The organism is Rahnella victoriana (assembly GCF_021276285.1).
Taxonomy (GTDB): Bacteria; Pseudomonadota; Gammaproteobacteria; order Enterobacterales; family Enterobacteriaceae; genus Rahnella; species Rahnella victoriana.
Map to the genome: position 1 here is coordinate 19,158 of NZ_CP089919.1, position 15,422 is coordinate 34,579.

Consider the following 15,422-nt stretch of genomic DNA (forward strand, 5'->3'; position numbering starts at 1 on the left):
TTATGGCAACTATCGACCTGAGCCAGTTACCCGCCCCCGACGTGGTGGAAGTGCTGGATTACGAAATCCTCCTGACCGAACGCAAAGCCACGCTGGTGTCGCTTTACCCCGAAGACCAGCAGGCCGCCATCGCCCGCACATTGACCCTGGAGTCTGAACCCATCGTGAAGCTGCTGGAGGAGAACGCTTACCGCGAAGTGATCCTGCGTCAGCGGGTTAACGAGGCGGCGCAGGCGGTGATGCTGGCTTATGCCACCGGCGCAGACCTGGACAATATCGCCGCCACATTCAGCGTGGAACGCCTGACCATCACGCCCGCTGATGATGACAGCGTGCCCGCCGTGGCGGCGGTGATGGAAAGCGATGCGGATCTGCGGGTGCGTGCGCAGCAGGCGTTTGAAGGGCTGAGCGTGGCGGGTCCCGTCGGCGCGTATGAGTATCACGGGCGCTCGGCTGACGGGCGGGTGGCGGACATTTCGGTGACAAGCCCGTCGCCTGCCTGCGTGACGATTTCCGTGCTGGCACAGACCGGCGACGGCACCGCACCTGATGATTTGCTGGCCGTGGTTCAGGCGGCGCTCAATGATGAGAACGTGCGCCCCGTGGCTGACCGCGTGACCGTCCAGTCTGCCAGCGTGGTGAATTACACCATTGACGCCGTGCTCTATCTGTTCCCTGGTCCGGAAGCTGAACCTATCCGCGAAGCCTCGGAGGCAAAACTGATTGCCTACATCACGGCGCAGCACCGGTTAGGCCGCGACATCCGGCTGTCGGCGATTTATGCCGCGCTGCACGTTGAAGGTGTGCAACGGGTGGAGCTGAAAAGCCCGCTGGCTGACATCGAGCTGGATAAAACCCAGGCATCATTCTGCACCGCCTATACCCTGGCGGTGGGCGGTTACGATGAGTGATCGCCTGCTGCCCGCCGGTTCCTCGGCGCTGGAGGTTGCCGCCGCCGACGCCTGCGCCGCGCTTGAAAACGTGCCGGTGCCGCTGCGGCAGCTTTGGGATCCGCTGACCTGTCCGGCGAAGTTTTTACCCTATCTGGCGTGGGCGCTGTCGGTTGACCGCTGGGATGAAAACTGGCCTGTCGCCACCAAGCGCCGCGTGATCCAGTCGACCTGGTTCATTCACTGCCACAAGGGAACCATCGGTGCCATCCGGCGCGTGGTGGAGCCGCTCGGCTACCTGATTAACGTGACCGAATGGTGGGAAACCGGCGACGAACCCGGCACGTTTCGCCTGGATATCGGCGTGCTGGAAACCGGCATCACCGAAGAAATGTATTTAGAAATGGAGCGGCTGATTGCCGACGCTAAACCGGCCAGTCGTCATCTGATCGGCCTGACCATCACGCAGGATATCGCCGGAACGGTGTATATCGGCGCAGCCCACTACGGCGGCGACCTGCTGACCGTTTACCCCGCATAAGAGGACGTTATGAGCACGTTTAAATCGGTTGTCACCACGCTCGGACAAGCCCGCATCGCGGCAGCTATCCAGGCGGGGACGGACATTAAAATCACCCAGCTCGCCGTCGGTGACGGCAACGGCAAGGCGACCACGCCGGTCGCCACGCAGACCAGGCTGGTTAAAGAGGTGTACCGCACGCCGCTGAACTCGTTAAAACTGGATGCGTCACATGCAAACTGGATCATTGCCGAAGCCATTATTTCGGCCAGCGTCGGCGGATTCTGGATGCGGGAAATGGGGCTGTTCGCGGACGACGGCACGCTGATTGCCGTGTGCAATATGGCGGACACCTACAAGCCGACCCTGGCGGAAGGTTCAGGCCGCACGCAGACTTTACGCATGGTGATCACCGTCTCTGACACGGACGCCATCACGCTCATCATTGATGATTCGATCATTGTCGCCACCGAGGGTTATGTGAATGGCCTGCTGGCCGCGCATGAAAAATCACGTAACCATCCTGACGGAACGCTGACCGCAAAAGGTTTTGTCCAGCTCAGCAGCTCGGTCAGCAGCGACAGCGAAACCCTGGCGGCGACGCCCAAAGCCGTGAAGGCGGCGAATGATAATGCCAACGGGCGATTGCCGTCCGGCGGCACTGCCGTCGCTGCGAACAAGCTCGCGACCTCGCGTAAAATTGCCGGTGTGGCATTTGATGGCACGGCGGATATCAGCATTCCGCCCGCGAACGTGGGCGCACTGCCTGCGGGCGGCACGGCAGTCGCTGCAAGTAAACTCGCCATCGCCCGCAATATTGCCGGTGTGGCGTTTGACGGCACAAAGGACATCAGCCTGACGCCGGATAATGTCGGGGCGCTGCCCTCAGGTGGCACGGCGGTTGCCGCAACCAGGCTCGCAACGGCGCGAAAGATTGCAGGCGTGAGCTTTAACGGCACGGCAGATATCAGTATCTCAGCGGATAATGTCGGGGCGCTGCCTGCTGGCGGGACTGCCGTCGCGGCGACTAAACTCGCAACCTCTCGTAAAATTGCCGGTGTCCCGTTCGATGGTTCGGGGGATATCAATTTATACGGGCTGGGAAATACCACGTTTGGCTCCCCTGGGAATATTTCACTCTCAACAACGCTGGACGCTAAAAATACCGGTTTTTATGGCGCATACGGTGACGGGAACGGCGCGGCAACCGACGGGCTGCCCGCCGGACTGGGAAATACTGCCTTTGCCATGACCGTCACGCAGTATGTTTCTAATACCGCATTCGTCATGCTTCAGGGGCAAGGTGATTTGTATTTTGGTTCGCTCAATACAACGGATGCCAGCAAAAACGTGTGGAGGCGGGTGTATTCCGATGTGAATAAGCCTACAGCTGCGGACGTCGGGGCGGTTTCAACGTCCGGCGGAACAATCAATGCTGACTATGTACCGCTGACATTAAAAAATGTGACTGACAAGCAGGCGCTGGTGCTGCGCGGTGAAAAAAAGGACGGGACGCTGCGCTGGTATGTGGGTTCTGGCTCGGGAAGCAATGATAACGTTCAGTTAAATAATTATGTAACGGGCACTTCTTTCGATCTGGGTGACACGGCCAAAATCAACGCACCGTTAGCCATCACTGGTACGGTGACGCCTTCAAACTATACGAACTTTGATGAGCGTTACAGCCTGAAAAATACGGCCAGTAAAGCGGCAACCGGTTGGTTCAAAGACGCTACCACGGGCATGATTTTCCAGTGGGGTGGCGGCGCGATTGCTGCCAGCGGCACAAAATTAACCTTCCCGATCGCTTTCCCGACAGCATGTGTAAGAGTCATCGCCACGGATATCGGCACTGATCACCGGTCATTTGGCGCGGCTCCATCATCAACAACGCAAGCCGTATTTTATCCCGAAACAAACGGGACATCGTGTAGCTATTTCGCCATAGGGTATTAATCATGTTTTATAGCGCGACAACTAATGGATTTTACGACCCCGATATTAAAGCCCTTTATGACGAGGTAAAGAGCTGGCCGGAGGATGCGATTAACATCACCGACGCAACATATCAGTCCTTGCTGGCAGGGCAAAGCGTGGGGAAAAGCATTTCCTCCGACGCTGACGGGCGGCCGGTATTGATTGATCCGCCTGCACTCACTCTCATGGAACTGCGTGCCAGCGCGGAACGTCAGCAAAGCACGCTGATGAATGCCGCCGGTGAGGCTATGGCACCTTTACAGGACGCCGTGGATATCGGGAGGCCACCGACGCGGAAACGGCGTTACTGAATGCGTGGAAAAAATACCGCATCGCGCTGAACCGGCTGGATTTATCCGCTGCGCCGGATATCGATTGGCCTGAAATTCCCGCCTGATTACCCCTGACTATTGCCCCGCAAGGGGCTTTTTTGTCTCGGGCACCGCCCCGTTGTGCCATTCCTCAGACATCCCTCCCGCCGTGCCTGCGCGGACACAACACGCGATGATTGACCTCACCCCAATCACAGGAAAAACACCATGGCTGATTATCATCACGGTGTGCGCGTTGTTGAAATCAACGACGGCACCCGCGTTATCTCCACCGTTTCCACCGCCATCATCGGGATGGTCTGCACCGGCGAGGATGCCGACGCGGCGACGTTCCCGCTGGATACGCCGGTACTTATCACCAATGTGCTGACCGCCGCCGGAAAGGCGGGCAAAGAAGGCACGCTGTATCAGTCCCTGATGGCAATTGCCAACCAGGCGAAACCCGTTGTCGTCGTCGTGCGCGTCGCAGAAGGCGAAGACGACGCGGAAACCACCTCCAACATCATCGGCGGCACCGATGCCACCGGCATGTATACCGGCATGAAAGCCCTGCTGTCGGCGCAAACCGAACTCGGCGTGAAGCCGCGCATTCTCGGCGTGCCGGGTCTGGATAATCTGGAAGTCGCCACAGCGCTCGCCGCTGTCTGTCAGCAGCTGCGCGCCTTTGGCTACGTCAGCGCCTGGGGATGTAAAACCGTGTCCGATGCCATCAAGTACCGCGACAATTTCAGCCAGCGTGAGCTGATGGTTGTCTGGCCTGATTTCGTGGCCTGGAACACCACCACCAATGCCAGCGACATCGCCCCCGCCACGGCTTACGCCCTCGGCCTGCGTGCCAAAATCGACGCGGATACCGGCTGGCATAAAACCCTGTCAAACGTCGGCATCAACGGCGTGACCGGCCTGTCTGCCAGCGTGTACTGGGATTTGCAAACCACCGGCACCGATGCCGACCTGCTGAACCAGGCGTGTGTCACCACCCTTATCCGCAAAGACGGCTTTAAGTTTTGGGGGCAGCGCACCTGCTCTGACGATCCGCTGTACCTGTTTGAGAGCTACACCCGCACCGCACAGGTGCTGGCGGACACCATGGCAGAAGCGCACCTGTGGGCGATGGACAGGCCAATGACCCCGACGCTTATCAAGGACATGATCGCGGGCATTAACGCCAAGCTGCGCGAAATGAAGACTGCCGGTCTGATCATTGATGGCAATTGCTGGTATGACCCCGAAGCGAACACCGTTGACACCCTGAAAGCGGGCAAGCTGTTCATTGATTACGACTATACGCCGGTGCCGCCGCTGGAAGATTTAACCCTGCGTCAGCGCATCACCGATCAGTATCTGGCGACGTTCGCCACCTCCGTTAACAGCTAAGAGGCGCTAAAACATGGCACTGCCTAAAAAACTCAAATACCTGAACCTGTTTAACGACGGTAACAGCTATCTCGGCATGGTCAGCGGGCTGACGCTGCCGAAACTGACCCGCAAGCTGGAGAACTATCGCGGCGGCGGCATGACCGGCTCCGCCTCCATTGATTTCGGCCTGGACGACGACGCGCTGACCTTTGAATGGACGGTGGGCGGACTGGATGAACTGGTGTTGCAGCAGTGGGGCGCGGTGGACGCCGTGCCGCTGCGCTTTGCCGGTTCCTTCCAGCGGGACGACACCGGCGAAATCTCCGCCGTGGAAGTCACCCTGCGCGGCCGCCACAAGGAAATGGATTTCGGCGAGTACAAACAGGGTGAGGACACGGAAACCAAAATCACCACCCAGTGCACCTATTTCAAACTCACGATTGACGGCAAAGACGTGATTGAAGTCGATACCGTGAACATGGTGGAAATCGTCGGCGGCGTTGACCGCGTGGCGGAGCACCGCAAAAAGATCGGCCTGTAACCCTTAACTGCGCCGGATTCCGGCGCAAAACCTCACCTTTGAATAAGAGACACCGCTATGTCAGAACACAATGAAAACATCGTTATCCTGGAAGAACCGATCAAGCGCGGCGACACCCTGATCGGCCAGATTGAAATCATCAAACCTAACGCCGGACACCTGCGCGGAATTGGACTGGCGGCGCTGGCGAATGCCGACGTTGACGCGCTGACCGTGATCCTGCCGCGTATCACCGTGCCGAACCTCACCGCCCAGGACTGCAAAAGCCTGAACCTGCCCGACCTGATTGCGATGGCCGGTAAGGTGATTAGTTTTTTATCGCCGAAGTCGGAACAGTAAACATTCCTGCGGCACTGACCGTTGATGACCTGATGGCGGATGTCGCGGTGATCTTTCACTGGCCGCCGTCAGAACTGAACCCGATGACGCTGACCGAGCTGCTGGTGTGGCGTCATAAGGCCATGCAGCGCAGCGGAGCCACCGACAGTGAGTAACTTAAAAGTAGAGGTGCTGTTAAAGGCGGTTGACCAGGCGACCCGCCCGTTTAAAGCAGTGCAGAACGCCAGTAAGGCGCTGGCCGGAGAGATTAAAACCTCACAGACCCGCCTCAGAGACCTGAACGCGCAGGCCGGGAAAATTGACGGCTTCCGTAAATCCAGCGCACAGCTTGCCGTCACCGGTCAAAAACTCAAAGACGCCAAAGCGGAAGCGGCGGCGCTGGCGATTCAGTTCAGAAACACCGCCAGCCCGACCCGCGCACAGGCGCAGGCCATGGAGTCCGCGAAGCGCACCGCCGCGCAGTTGCAGACCCAGTTCAACGGCCTGCGCCAGTCGGTGCAGCGTCAGCGCACGGAACTCAGCCAGGCGGGCATCAGCACGCGCACGCTGTCTGAATCAGAACGCCGCCTGAAAACCTCCATCAGCGAAACCACCGCCCAGCTCAACCGGCAGCGTGAATCTCTGGCACGGGTCAGCACGCAGCAGGCCAAACTCAACGCGGTGAAAGGCCGGTATCAGGCCGGTAAACAGTTCGCCGGAAGCGTGACCGGCGCAGGTGCCGCCGGTGTCGGAATTGCGACGGCGGGCACGGTGGCCGGTGTCGGTATGCTCAAACCCGGCTTTGACTTTGCGCTGAAAAACTCTGAGTTGCAGGCGACGCTCGGCCTGGCGAAAGACTCCGCCGATATGGCGGCGCTGCGCACCCAGGCGCGGCAGCTCGGCGACAACACCGCTGCCTCTGCGGATGATGCCGCCGCCGCGCAAATCATTGTCGCCAAATCCGGCGCGGACAAGGACGGCATTCTGGCGGCGACGCCGACCATCCTGAATTTGTCCCTGGCAAACAAGCGCACCATGGAGGAGAACGCCACCCTGCTGATGGGCGTGAAGTCCGCGTTCGGCATGACCAATGACACCGTGTCACACATCGGCGACGTGCTTTCAACGGCCATGAATAAGTCGGCGGCCACCTTTGAAGGGCTGTCTGACACCATGACCTATGCCGCGCCGGTGGCGAAACAGGCCGGTATCAGCGTCGAGGAAACCGCCGCGATGGCCGCCGCCCTGGCGGATGCCAAAATCACCGGCTCAATGGCAGGCACAGGTGCCCGTGCGGTCATTACCCGTTTGCAGGCACCGACGGGCACCGCCGCCGCCGCGCTCGGCGAACTGAAAGTGAAAACGGCGGACAGCAAAGGCAACATGCGCCCGCTGTTTACCATTCTGAAAGAAATGCAAAAGAGCTTTGAGAAAAACAAGCTCGGTTCGTCGCAGCGTGCGCAGTACATGAAAGCCATCTTTGGCGAGGAAGCCAGCTCGGCGGCGGCGGTGCTGATGGGGGATGCTTCATCCGGCAAGCTCGACCAGCTCAGCCAGGCGCTGAAAACCTCGGACGGGAAAACCGAGGCGCTGGTGGCGGTGATGCAGGACAACCTCGGCGGCGACTTTAAGGAATTTCAGTCCGCCTATGAAGCGGTCGGAACTGACCTGTTTGACCAGCAGGATTCAGCACTGCGCAAACTGGTACAGACCGCTACCGGCTACGTGCTGAAACTGGATAAGTGGGTGGTGAACAATAAAGCTCTGGCGGCCACACTCGGCAAAATCGCGGGCGGTGCGCTGCTGATTATCGGTGCGCTCGGCGTGTTTGGTCTGGTGGCCGGTCCCGTTATCAGCGGGATTAATCTGATCGTCGCCGCTGCGGGGATGCTCTGGACCATCCTCGGCACGGTGGGCGGAGCGATTGCGACGGTGATCGGTGGGCTGACATGGCCGATTGTTGCCGTCGGTGTCGCCATTGTCGCCGGTGCGCTGCTTATCCGGAAATACTGGGAGCCGATCAGCGCCTTCTTTGCGGGCGTGATCGAAGGACTGGGGATTGCGTTCGCGCCGGTAAAAGAGATGTTTTCGCCGCTTAAGCCAGTGTTTGACTGGCTTGGGGACAAACTGAAAATGCTCTGGCAGTGGTTCAAAGACCTGATTGAACCGGTGAAATCCACCCAGGAAACGCTGAATAACTGCAAGGATACCGGCGTGATGTTCGGGCAGGCGATTGCCAACGCGCTGACCGCGCCGCTGCAGGCGTTCAACAAACTGCGTTCGGGGGTGGACTGGCTGCTGGAGAAGCTCGGCATCATCAAGGATGAATCGGCTGATCTGGATAAGAACGCCAGCAAAGCGCATAACGCCGCCGGTGCAGGACAGGATCCGCTAACGCTGCCGCCAGGTAATGCCCTCGGCGGGGCATATGTGCCGGTGTCCGCCGGTGGCGGCAGCAGTTATGTTGACCGCAGCACCCACACCTACCAGATTTCAGCGGGGAATGCCCTGGGCGGTGCGGATGCCAGCAAACAGATCCGCGCCGAACTGGAAGCCCGTGACCGCGCCCGCGCCGCACAACAACGTTCCCGCATGGATAACGATTAAGGAGATGTCCGCATGATGTTAACGCTCGGGCTGTTTGTGTTTCAGTTGCAGACCGTCCCCTACCAAAGTTTGCAGCGCGACGTTGATTACCGCTGGCCTGCGAATAACCGCGTCGGCCTGCGACCGCTGCCGCAGTTCCTCGGCGTGAATGAGGAGAAAATTACCCTGTCCGGCGTCCTGATGCCGGAAATCACCGGCGGAAGGCTGTCGATGATGGCACTGAACCTGATGGCTGACGAGGGGAAGGCGTGGCCGCTACTGGAAGGCAGCGGCACCATTTACGGGATGTTCGTGGTGAACAGCGTCAGCGAAACCCATACGGAGCATTTTTCCAACGGTGCCGCCCGCCGGATCGAGTTCACGCTGACGCTGACCCGCGTGGATGAATCCCAGGCGGCGATGTTCGGCGACATGAAAGCGCAGGCCGACGGGCTTCTGGATCAGGCCGGTGGTTTAACCGGCCAGCTGGGAGGTCTGCTGTGATTACGGATATGACCATCGGTGCCGGTGCGCAGTTTGCGCCGGACTTCACGGTGACCGTCGGTGGGAAGGACATCACGCAGGACGTCAGCAACCGGCTGATCTCGCTGACGCTCACGGATAACCGTGGCTTTGAGGCTGACCAGCTCGACATCGAACTGAGCGACACCGACGGCCTGCTGGAGATGCCGCCACGCGGCGCGGTGGTCAATATCGCGCTCGGCTGGAAAGGCCAGGCACTGACGAACAAAGGCGACTTTACCGTGGATGAGGTGGAGCATCGCGGCACGCCGGACACGCTGACCATTCGCGCCCGCAGCGCGGACTATCGCGGCAGCCTCAATTCCCGCCGCGATATCTCTTATCACGACACCACGCTGGAGGCGGTGGTGTCCGCCGTGGCGGCACGCAATAACCTTAAACCCGCCCTTGCTGAACCGTTCAAAGGCGTGCCGGTCACACACATCGACCAGACTCAGGAAACGGACGCGAAATTTATCACCCGTCTGGCGGAGCTGAACGGCGCGGTTGTCGCCATCAAGGCGGGCAATCTGCTGTTTATCAAACCAGGCGCGGCAAAGACGGCCAGCGGAAAGCCCATCCCGCAGATGACCATTGTGCGCAGCGACGGCGACGGGCACACGTTCAATATTGCTGACCGAGGAGCCTATACCGGCGTATCGGCAAGCTGGTTGCATACCAAAGACCCGAAGCCGAAAAAGGTGAAGGTTCAGCGGAAAAAGAAAGTGCAGTACCTGCGCGCCCTGCAACATCCGAAGGCAAAGAAAACCAGCGCGAAGGTGCAGAAAACGCCGGAGGCGAAGGAAGGGGATTATCTGGCGGGCAGCGATGAAAACGTGTTTACCCTAACCACCATCTACGCCACGCAAAAGGCCGCCATGCGGGCAGCCCAGGCGAAATGGGATAAACTCCAGCGTGGTGTCGCAGAGTTCTCGATCTCTCTGGCTCGCGGGCGGGCTGACTTATTTCCTGAGACGCCGGTGGCGGTGTCCGGCTTTAAATCCTTGATCGACGCGCAGCCGTGGATAATCAGTAAGGTGACGCACAGCCTGGGCGGCAGTGGCTTTGTGACGACGTTGAATCTGGAGGTATTGCTGTCGGATGTGAGTTATGAGGCGACGGAAAACAGCTAACCTAAGCCACTCACATCAGAAGAATTCCATTTCATCATATGGGCTTTCTTTGCAGGAACGGAGCCGGCTTTCAAGATCTCCACAATGAACTTCTAACTGATGGCCATCCGGATCGAGAAAGTAAATTGACTCCCCTTCACTTTTATTGCTTTTCCACTCGATAGCACCGGCATGCTGTATTTTCTCTCGAAATGACGGCATGTCGGCTGATTCGATAGTAAAGGCGTAATGAGTGTAATCCGTCTTAGGGTCAATGAGAGTGTCTAAGGATAAACATAACCACAGGTCACCAAGTGACAGGTAAGCCCCTCTCGCCCATTTAGCACGAGGTGTAAAACCAAGAACATCCACATAGAAACTAAAACTGCGCGGTAAATGACTGACCGCGAGAGTGAGGTGATTCAATCCGGACAGCATAACTCCCCTTTTGATTTAATTGAGTTCTCTTGAATTACCAAAGTTTTGAATAGTGTAAATCACTGTAATTTAAGATGTATGCTGAACGCGATAACATACAATGACCGCATCTGATTCAAATGATTGCATGGTGATTATTATGATGCACTGCCCGAAATGCCAACACGCAGCACACGCACGTTCCAGCCGTTATCTGAGCATCAATACTAAAGAACGTTATCACCAATGTCAGAATATCAATTGCAGTTGCACGTTTAAAACTCATGAATCGATCGCGGACATTATTGTCGAGCCAGGAACAGTTCATGCTGTTATGTTGCATCCGGATAAACATAGCCAGCAGTCGTTGCAAATGCATTGAGACGTAGCCCGCGAAAGCGGGTTTTTACTTTTATAGATTCAGTGAATTAATCCTATTACATGTATACGACTGACGAAATCAAACATTTACACTGGTTTTATATACAGTAAAATTCACTTTCTCAAAAAGGAGAATGTGATGAGTGTTAGAAAGCTGTCTACCGGCAAATGGTTATGTGAATGCTACCCGTTCGGGCGCGAAGGTAAGCGGTGCCGCAGGCAGTTTGATTCCAAGGGGGAAGCCTTAGCCTTTGAGACTTACACCATGGATCAGGCAAAGAACAAACCCTGGCTTGGTGAAAAGGAAGATCGGCGGAAGCTGAGCGAACTGGTCGAACTCTGGTACAGCCTGCACGGCTGCTCTCTGAATGATAAAAAGGGACGTCTGGGCAAACTAAGGATTATCAGCGCGGGAATGGGTGACCCGATAGCCAGCATGATCACACCGAAAGACTGGGCACACTATCGTGATCAGCGCCTGCGCGGTGAAATTGATAACGGCTACAGTACCAGTCTGGCGACCCGTAAAGTTTCAACAGGTACGGTGAACTGTGAACATGCTTTTTTACGGGCGGTGTTCAATGAGCTGAAACGCCTGGGGGAATGGTCGTTACCTAACCCGCTAGAAAATATCCGCGAGTTCGACCAGCCGGAACGTGAAATGGCATGGCTGACTCAGGAACAAATTCTGTTGCTCATGGCAGCTTGTGAGCAGCATGGAAATGACGAATTAACGCTTATCGTTAAAGTCTGCCTTTCGACCGGCGCACGCTGGAACGAGGCGGCAAAAATCAAAAGCTCGCAGATTTCCCCTTATAAACTCACCTTCATCAATACCAAAGGTAAAAAGAACCGTACCGTTCCCCTCGCCCGCTTCCTCTATGACGAACTGATCGCCCGTAAAGGCGCGCCCTTCTCGCCCTGCTATAAGCAGTTTTATCGGGTGATCAGGCTGGCCGGCATTGAGCTGCCGGAAGGTCAGATGACGCACGTTCTCCGGCATACGTTCGCCAGTCATTTCATGATGGCCGGTGGCAACATCATCGTGCTGCAGCGAATCCTCGGGCACTCAGATATCCGGGTCACTATGCGTTACGCGCACTTCGCTCCGGATCACCTTGAAGACGCTATCCACCTGAATCCGCTGGCTCAAATCAGTGGCGATAAAATGGCGATGGAGAATTCAAATGAGTAACATTGAGGGTAAGTGGAAATAGCCTAACTTATTGTTTTTGCTATAAGTGGTTGATTTGAAAAACAGGCAAAAAAAAGACCGAATACGATTCCTATATTCGGTCTAGGGAAATGGCTCTTGGGAGAGAGCCGTGCGCTAAAAGTTGGCATTAATGCAGGCGGTTAAGCCGTACAACTTAAAGAGTAGACGACGCATGACTAATTTCCACCCAGTTTGAAACATAGTGATAATAACAATGATGTATTATTTTCATTGTGTGACAACATACGCAAAACATGGGGTTAACATCAGTCATTTATCGGCTGCACGGCGACTCAACAGAGCGACTGCGCTTTGGCAATAAATGGCGCGAGACTCATTTTTTGTCCCGGATTCTGCGGATCATCCAGCCAGATTTTCTCCAGCGGCACGGCCTGAACCTGATGGTTTTTGACCTGCTCTCTGGCGACGTCATTAAGAGGATATTGCGCCAGCGTGCTGTCGTTGATCACATACAGCGCATTACCGGGACGGCATTGCAGCATGACTTCTTCGCGGGTAAAGGCCCAGGCTTTGCCGTATTGCAAACGGCTGATCGTCTCAAGCTGGGGCGCCGCAAAGCTGCTGGCCGATAAGGTCAGCAACACACAGGCAAGCAGTGTTTTCCTCATGATTTTTCCTCGATGGTATTAAATTCTTGATACTTGTTCAGATGATCCGTTCAGCGCGGTGCCAGTGTGGCGAATACACTCACCAGCAGTAAAACGCCCAGCGCCAGCCCCCATTCGAGCCAGGTCATCATGATAAAAGCATGTTGCGCACGGTCAGGATCTTTTCCCATTAACGGCACCAGCCGGTAGCGGTTAAACACCGCCACCGCTGCCATCATCCCCACCATGACCCCTTTGATCACCAGAAGGCACTGGTAAAGGGACGTCATATCCGTCGGCCAGCGCTGCAAAATAATGGCCGTGTTGATGATACCGGTGAGGATCACCAGCGCAACGGCGGCGTGTCCCCAGACTGAAAAACGAATCAGTGTGGCAATCGCATACGGCCGCAAAGCGGGCTGTCGGGTATATGCCATGCAGGTCAGTAACGGCAGCAGGCATCCGAACCAATACGCTGCGCTGAGCAAATGCACGACATGATTGGTCCGCTGTATTAACCCGAGCGTCCCTTCATGCATCGCGGCGTGGCCGATCAGCGCCTGACTCATCAGTAAACCGAGCGAGCACAGGAAAACCAGCAGGTTGCGCGCGGGCAGCCAGTCCATCAGCAGCGTCAGCAGCAGGACAGCTGTCAGCAACAAATGCCAGCGCCAGACGTCGCCAAAGGCGGTGGTTAATACCAGCAGCCACACATTCAGGTTCAGCGCATCACTCCAGCCGTTCCCCATCAGCGCGGCCTGAATCGCCAGCATACCGACTGAGGTCACCGCAGCGACCAGACCGGAGCAAATCATCAGTGTCTGGTTTTTTCGCAGCAAGATTGCCGAGAATCCCACGGGCGTCAGCAGCGAGCAAAACACACTCAGGCCGAAAATCTGCATCAGCGACGCAAAATGCGCGAACCGGCACAACACAAATAACGCAGTCAGGCTCATGGCTTATTTAACGGTAAAGCTGTACTGACCGTGTGTTTTATGACCGTCAACAGAAACCACGCTCCAGGAAACCACATATTTCCCGGCGCTCAGCGCATCGGACAGCGGCAGCACCGCCTGCGTATTGTCATTGGCGGCCAGCGTCATGTTGCCGGTTTTCACGGTTTTTTGCTGTGCATCCGTCAGGGTAATTTTACTGAAATTAGGCTCGATCCCTTCACTGAAACCCAGAGAAAGCTCGGTCGGGCTGACGGTCAGCACGGAATCCGCAGCCGGGGTTTCGGTTTTCAGATGGGCGTGAGCAGAGGCTTGTTGTGAGATAAATCCGCTCAGCAGAACGGCTGAGACTGCCAGGGCACGGCAAAGAGAAGTGGTTTTTTTGAACACGATATTTCCTTGGCTTGCTTGTTGATGAATTTACAACGCCGACACTTTAGCGCAAACGCGCTGAAAACGTTTGTCATAAAAACATAAAAAACGCAGAGGCCGAAGCACTCTGCGTTGTTTGCAAGCTCACACAACAGAAAATTAACCTGCCGGTGCTTGTGCGACCATGTTTTTCAGGTCTTTATCGACGAAGAACAAGCCGTTACCGGTATTGCTGACCAGCGCCAGTTTATCGAGAACGGATTTGAACAACGTCTCTTCTTCATGCTGCTCAGCCACATACCACTGCAGGAAGTTGAAGGAGGAGTAATCTTTCAGCGTCATGGAGAGGTCAGCCAGTTCGTTGATTTTCTGAGTGATCAGCTGTTCGTGTTCATAAGTCTGTTTAAACAGATCCGTCAGTGATTCGAAAGAAACCGGCGGAGCAGCAATCGCGCCCAGCAAAGGCAAAGCGCCGGTATCGCTGACGTATTTGAACAGGCGATGCATGTGGTCCATTTCTTCCATGGAGTGCTGTTTCAGGAAAGCAGCGGCACCTTCGTAGCCTTTGTCGCTGCACCATGCACTCATCTGCAAATATAAATTGGCAGAATAAAACTCGAGGTTCAGCTGTTCGTTAAGCTGATCGATCATTTCTTTTTTAAGCATGGCACGGCTCCATAAATTAAATTAAGGCAGGTGGGCTGATTTATTTATCCGCATTATGCCCGCATCAACACAAAATAAACACACCCGATTCACATTAATATCCTTTGAAATAACAAATAATTTTAACGTGATGATTTAAAACACTTTTTAAATACCAATAATATATATCAATGATAATCATTAACATGCAGGTTCATATTAAAAAGAATCATTCTTATTTAGAATATTCGTCAACATCATCTTGTTGAATATAATTATCACTTCGCATTTGGAAATAGTTCTTATTTACTCTTAATTACTTCTTCATTCTTCTCTGTTTCTGCATCTGGGCAAAAGTAAAAAGCGAACATTCACGCTGACGCCGGCCTCGGGTACAATGAGGCAAAACAGGTCATCGGGAAGCAGTAATGAGCATTAATCTGGCTGAAATCAGCAAAGAAGAAATGGATCGTATTAACGTCGATCTGGCCGCCTCAGCGGTCGCCTTTAAGGAACGCTACAACATGCCGGTTGTCGCTGAGATGGCAGAACGCGAACAGCCTGCGCATCTGCGCACCTATTTTCGTGAACGGGTGATGTTCTATCGCGGGGAATCACATAAGTTCTCCCGCCTGCCTTATGAGCCGAAGCAAAAGTAAGCGGGAGTCACCGG

Annotated in this window: 18 protein-coding genes and 1 pseudogene; 14 read left to right on the forward strand and 5 right to left on the reverse strand. The window is 55.7% G+C overall.

Translation table 11 applies throughout. The annotated features are described in order from the left end of the window. Window positions 1–2 precede the first annotated feature (2 nt). The 11 genes and pseudogenes from J9880_RS00145 (at window position 3) to J9880_RS00195 (ending at window position 10,178) form a co-directional block, all read left to right on the forward strand. The gene (locus J9880_RS00145) at window positions 3–911 is read left to right on the forward strand and encodes a baseplate assembly protein (RefSeq protein ID WP_232769935.1); all 909 of its coding nucleotides are present in this window, start codon (window positions 3–5) and stop codon (window positions 909–911) included. Next, the gene (locus J9880_RS00150) at window positions 904–1,431 is read left to right on the forward strand and encodes a phage tail protein I (protein WP_232769914.1); all 528 of its coding nucleotides are present in this window, start codon (window positions 904–906) and stop codon (window positions 1,429–1,431) included. Before J9880_RS00145 ends, J9880_RS00150 begins: the two co-directional genes overlap by 8 nt. A 9-nt stretch (window positions 1,432–1,440) precedes the next feature. Beyond that, complete coding sequence (locus J9880_RS00155; RefSeq protein WP_232769936.1) at window positions 1,441–3,366, forward strand: phage tail-collar fiber domain-containing protein; 1,926 nt, start codon at window positions 1,441–1,443, stop codon at window positions 3,364–3,366. 2 nt (window positions 3,367–3,368) lie between these two features. Beyond that, window positions 3,369–3,784, forward strand: a pseudogene (locus J9880_RS00160) (tail fiber assembly protein). Window positions 3,785–3,926: 142 nt separating this feature from the next. Next, window positions 3,927–5,096: a phage tail sheath protein gene (locus J9880_RS00165; protein WP_232769937.1), complete on the forward strand. Its 1,170-nt coding sequence runs from the start codon at window positions 3,927–3,929 to the stop codon at window positions 5,094–5,096. 13 nt (window positions 5,097–5,109) lie between these two features. Further along, entirely contained in the window at window positions 5,110–5,619 is a 510-nt protein-coding gene (locus tag J9880_RS00170) for a phage major tail tube protein (RefSeq protein ID WP_232769938.1), read from the forward strand. 57 nt (window positions 5,620–5,676) lie between these two features. After that, window positions 5,677–5,958 (forward strand): phage tail assembly protein, encoded by a 282-nt coding sequence (locus J9880_RS00175; RefSeq protein WP_232769918.1) that lies wholly within the window; start codon window positions 5,677–5,679, stop codon window positions 5,956–5,958. A 32-nt stretch (window positions 5,959–5,990) separates the two neighbouring features. Continuing rightward, window positions 5,991–6,113 (forward strand): GpE family phage tail protein, encoded by a 123-nt coding sequence (locus J9880_RS00180; RefSeq protein WP_112150974.1) that lies wholly within the window; start codon window positions 5,991–5,993, stop codon window positions 6,111–6,113. Continuing rightward, entirely contained in the window at window positions 6,106–8,544 is a 2,439-nt protein-coding gene (locus J9880_RS00185; RefSeq protein ID WP_232769939.1) for a phage tail tape measure protein, read from the forward strand. The genes J9880_RS00180 and J9880_RS00185 overlap by 8 nt, the downstream gene beginning before the upstream one ends. Before the next feature lie 12 nt (window positions 8,545–8,556). Then, window positions 8,557–9,027: a phage tail protein gene (locus J9880_RS00190; protein ID WP_232769919.1), complete on the forward strand. Its 471-nt coding sequence runs from the start codon at window positions 8,557–8,559 to the stop codon at window positions 9,025–9,027. Further along, window positions 9,024–10,178, forward strand: a complete 1,155-nt coding sequence (locus J9880_RS00195; protein ID WP_232769940.1) for a phage late control D family protein — start codon at window positions 9,024–9,026, stop codon at window positions 10,176–10,178. The genes J9880_RS00190 and J9880_RS00195 overlap by 4 nt, the downstream gene beginning before the upstream one ends. Window positions 10,179–10,193: 15 nt before the next feature. Here the strand turns inward: J9880_RS00195 and fos are convergent, their stop codons facing one another. After that, a complete protein-coding gene (gene fos / locus J9880_RS00200; RefSeq protein ID WP_232769920.1) occupies window positions 10,194–10,595 on the reverse strand; it encodes a fosfomycin resistance glutathione transferase in 402 nt (133 codons plus the stop codon). 139 nt (window positions 10,596–10,734) lie between these two features. On the opposite strand from fos, the gene J9880_RS00205 reads away from it, so the two are divergent. Both J9880_RS00205 and J9880_RS00210 read left to right on the forward strand, forming a co-directional pair. Beyond that, complete coding sequence (locus J9880_RS00205; RefSeq protein WP_232770502.1) at window positions 10,735–10,956, forward strand: DNA-binding transcriptional regulator; 222 nt, start codon at window positions 10,735–10,737, stop codon at window positions 10,954–10,956. A gap of 138 nt (window positions 10,957–11,094) precedes the next feature. After that, window positions 11,095–12,150: a phage integrase gene (locus J9880_RS00210; protein WP_232769941.1), complete on the forward strand. Its 1,056-nt coding sequence runs from the start codon at window positions 11,095–11,097 to the stop codon at window positions 12,148–12,150. 314 nt (window positions 12,151–12,464) lie between these two features. Here J9880_RS00210 and J9880_RS00215 read toward each other — a convergent pair whose 3' ends face one another. The 4 genes from J9880_RS00215 to ftnA all read right to left on the reverse strand — a co-directional run bounded on the left by J9880_RS00215 (window position 12,465) and on the right by ftnA (window position 14,770). Beyond that, the gene (locus tag J9880_RS00215) at window positions 12,465–12,800 is read right to left on the reverse strand and encodes a YebY family protein (protein ID WP_095921404.1); all 336 of its coding nucleotides are present in this window, start codon (window positions 12,798–12,800) and stop codon (window positions 12,465–12,467) included. Between the two features lie 50 nt (window positions 12,801–12,850). After that, the gene (gene copD / locus J9880_RS00220) at window positions 12,851–13,735 is read right to left on the reverse strand and encodes a copper homeostasis membrane protein CopD (protein ID WP_095921403.1); all 885 of its coding nucleotides are present in this window, start codon (window positions 13,733–13,735) and stop codon (window positions 12,851–12,853) included. Between the two features lie 3 nt (window positions 13,736–13,738). Further along, on the reverse strand, window positions 13,739–14,125 hold the full coding sequence (copC, locus tag J9880_RS00225) for a copper homeostasis periplasmic binding protein CopC (RefSeq protein WP_408637240.1): 387 nt from the start codon (window positions 14,123–14,125) through the stop codon (window positions 13,739–13,741). A gap of 138 nt (window positions 14,126–14,263) precedes the next feature. Continuing rightward, complete coding sequence (gene ftnA / locus J9880_RS00230; RefSeq protein WP_095921401.1) at window positions 14,264–14,770, reverse strand: non-heme ferritin; 507 nt, start codon at window positions 14,768–14,770, stop codon at window positions 14,264–14,266. A 407-nt stretch (window positions 14,771–15,177) separates the two neighbouring features. Here ftnA and J9880_RS00235 point away from each other — a divergent pair, with 407 nt between their 5' ends. Then, window positions 15,178–15,408 carry a DNA polymerase III subunit theta gene (locus J9880_RS00235; protein ID WP_013576177.1) on the forward strand — a complete coding sequence of 77 codons (231 nt, stop codon included), beginning with the start codon at window positions 15,178–15,180 and terminating at the stop codon, window positions 15,406–15,408. Window positions 15,409–15,422: the final 14 nt, after the last annotated feature.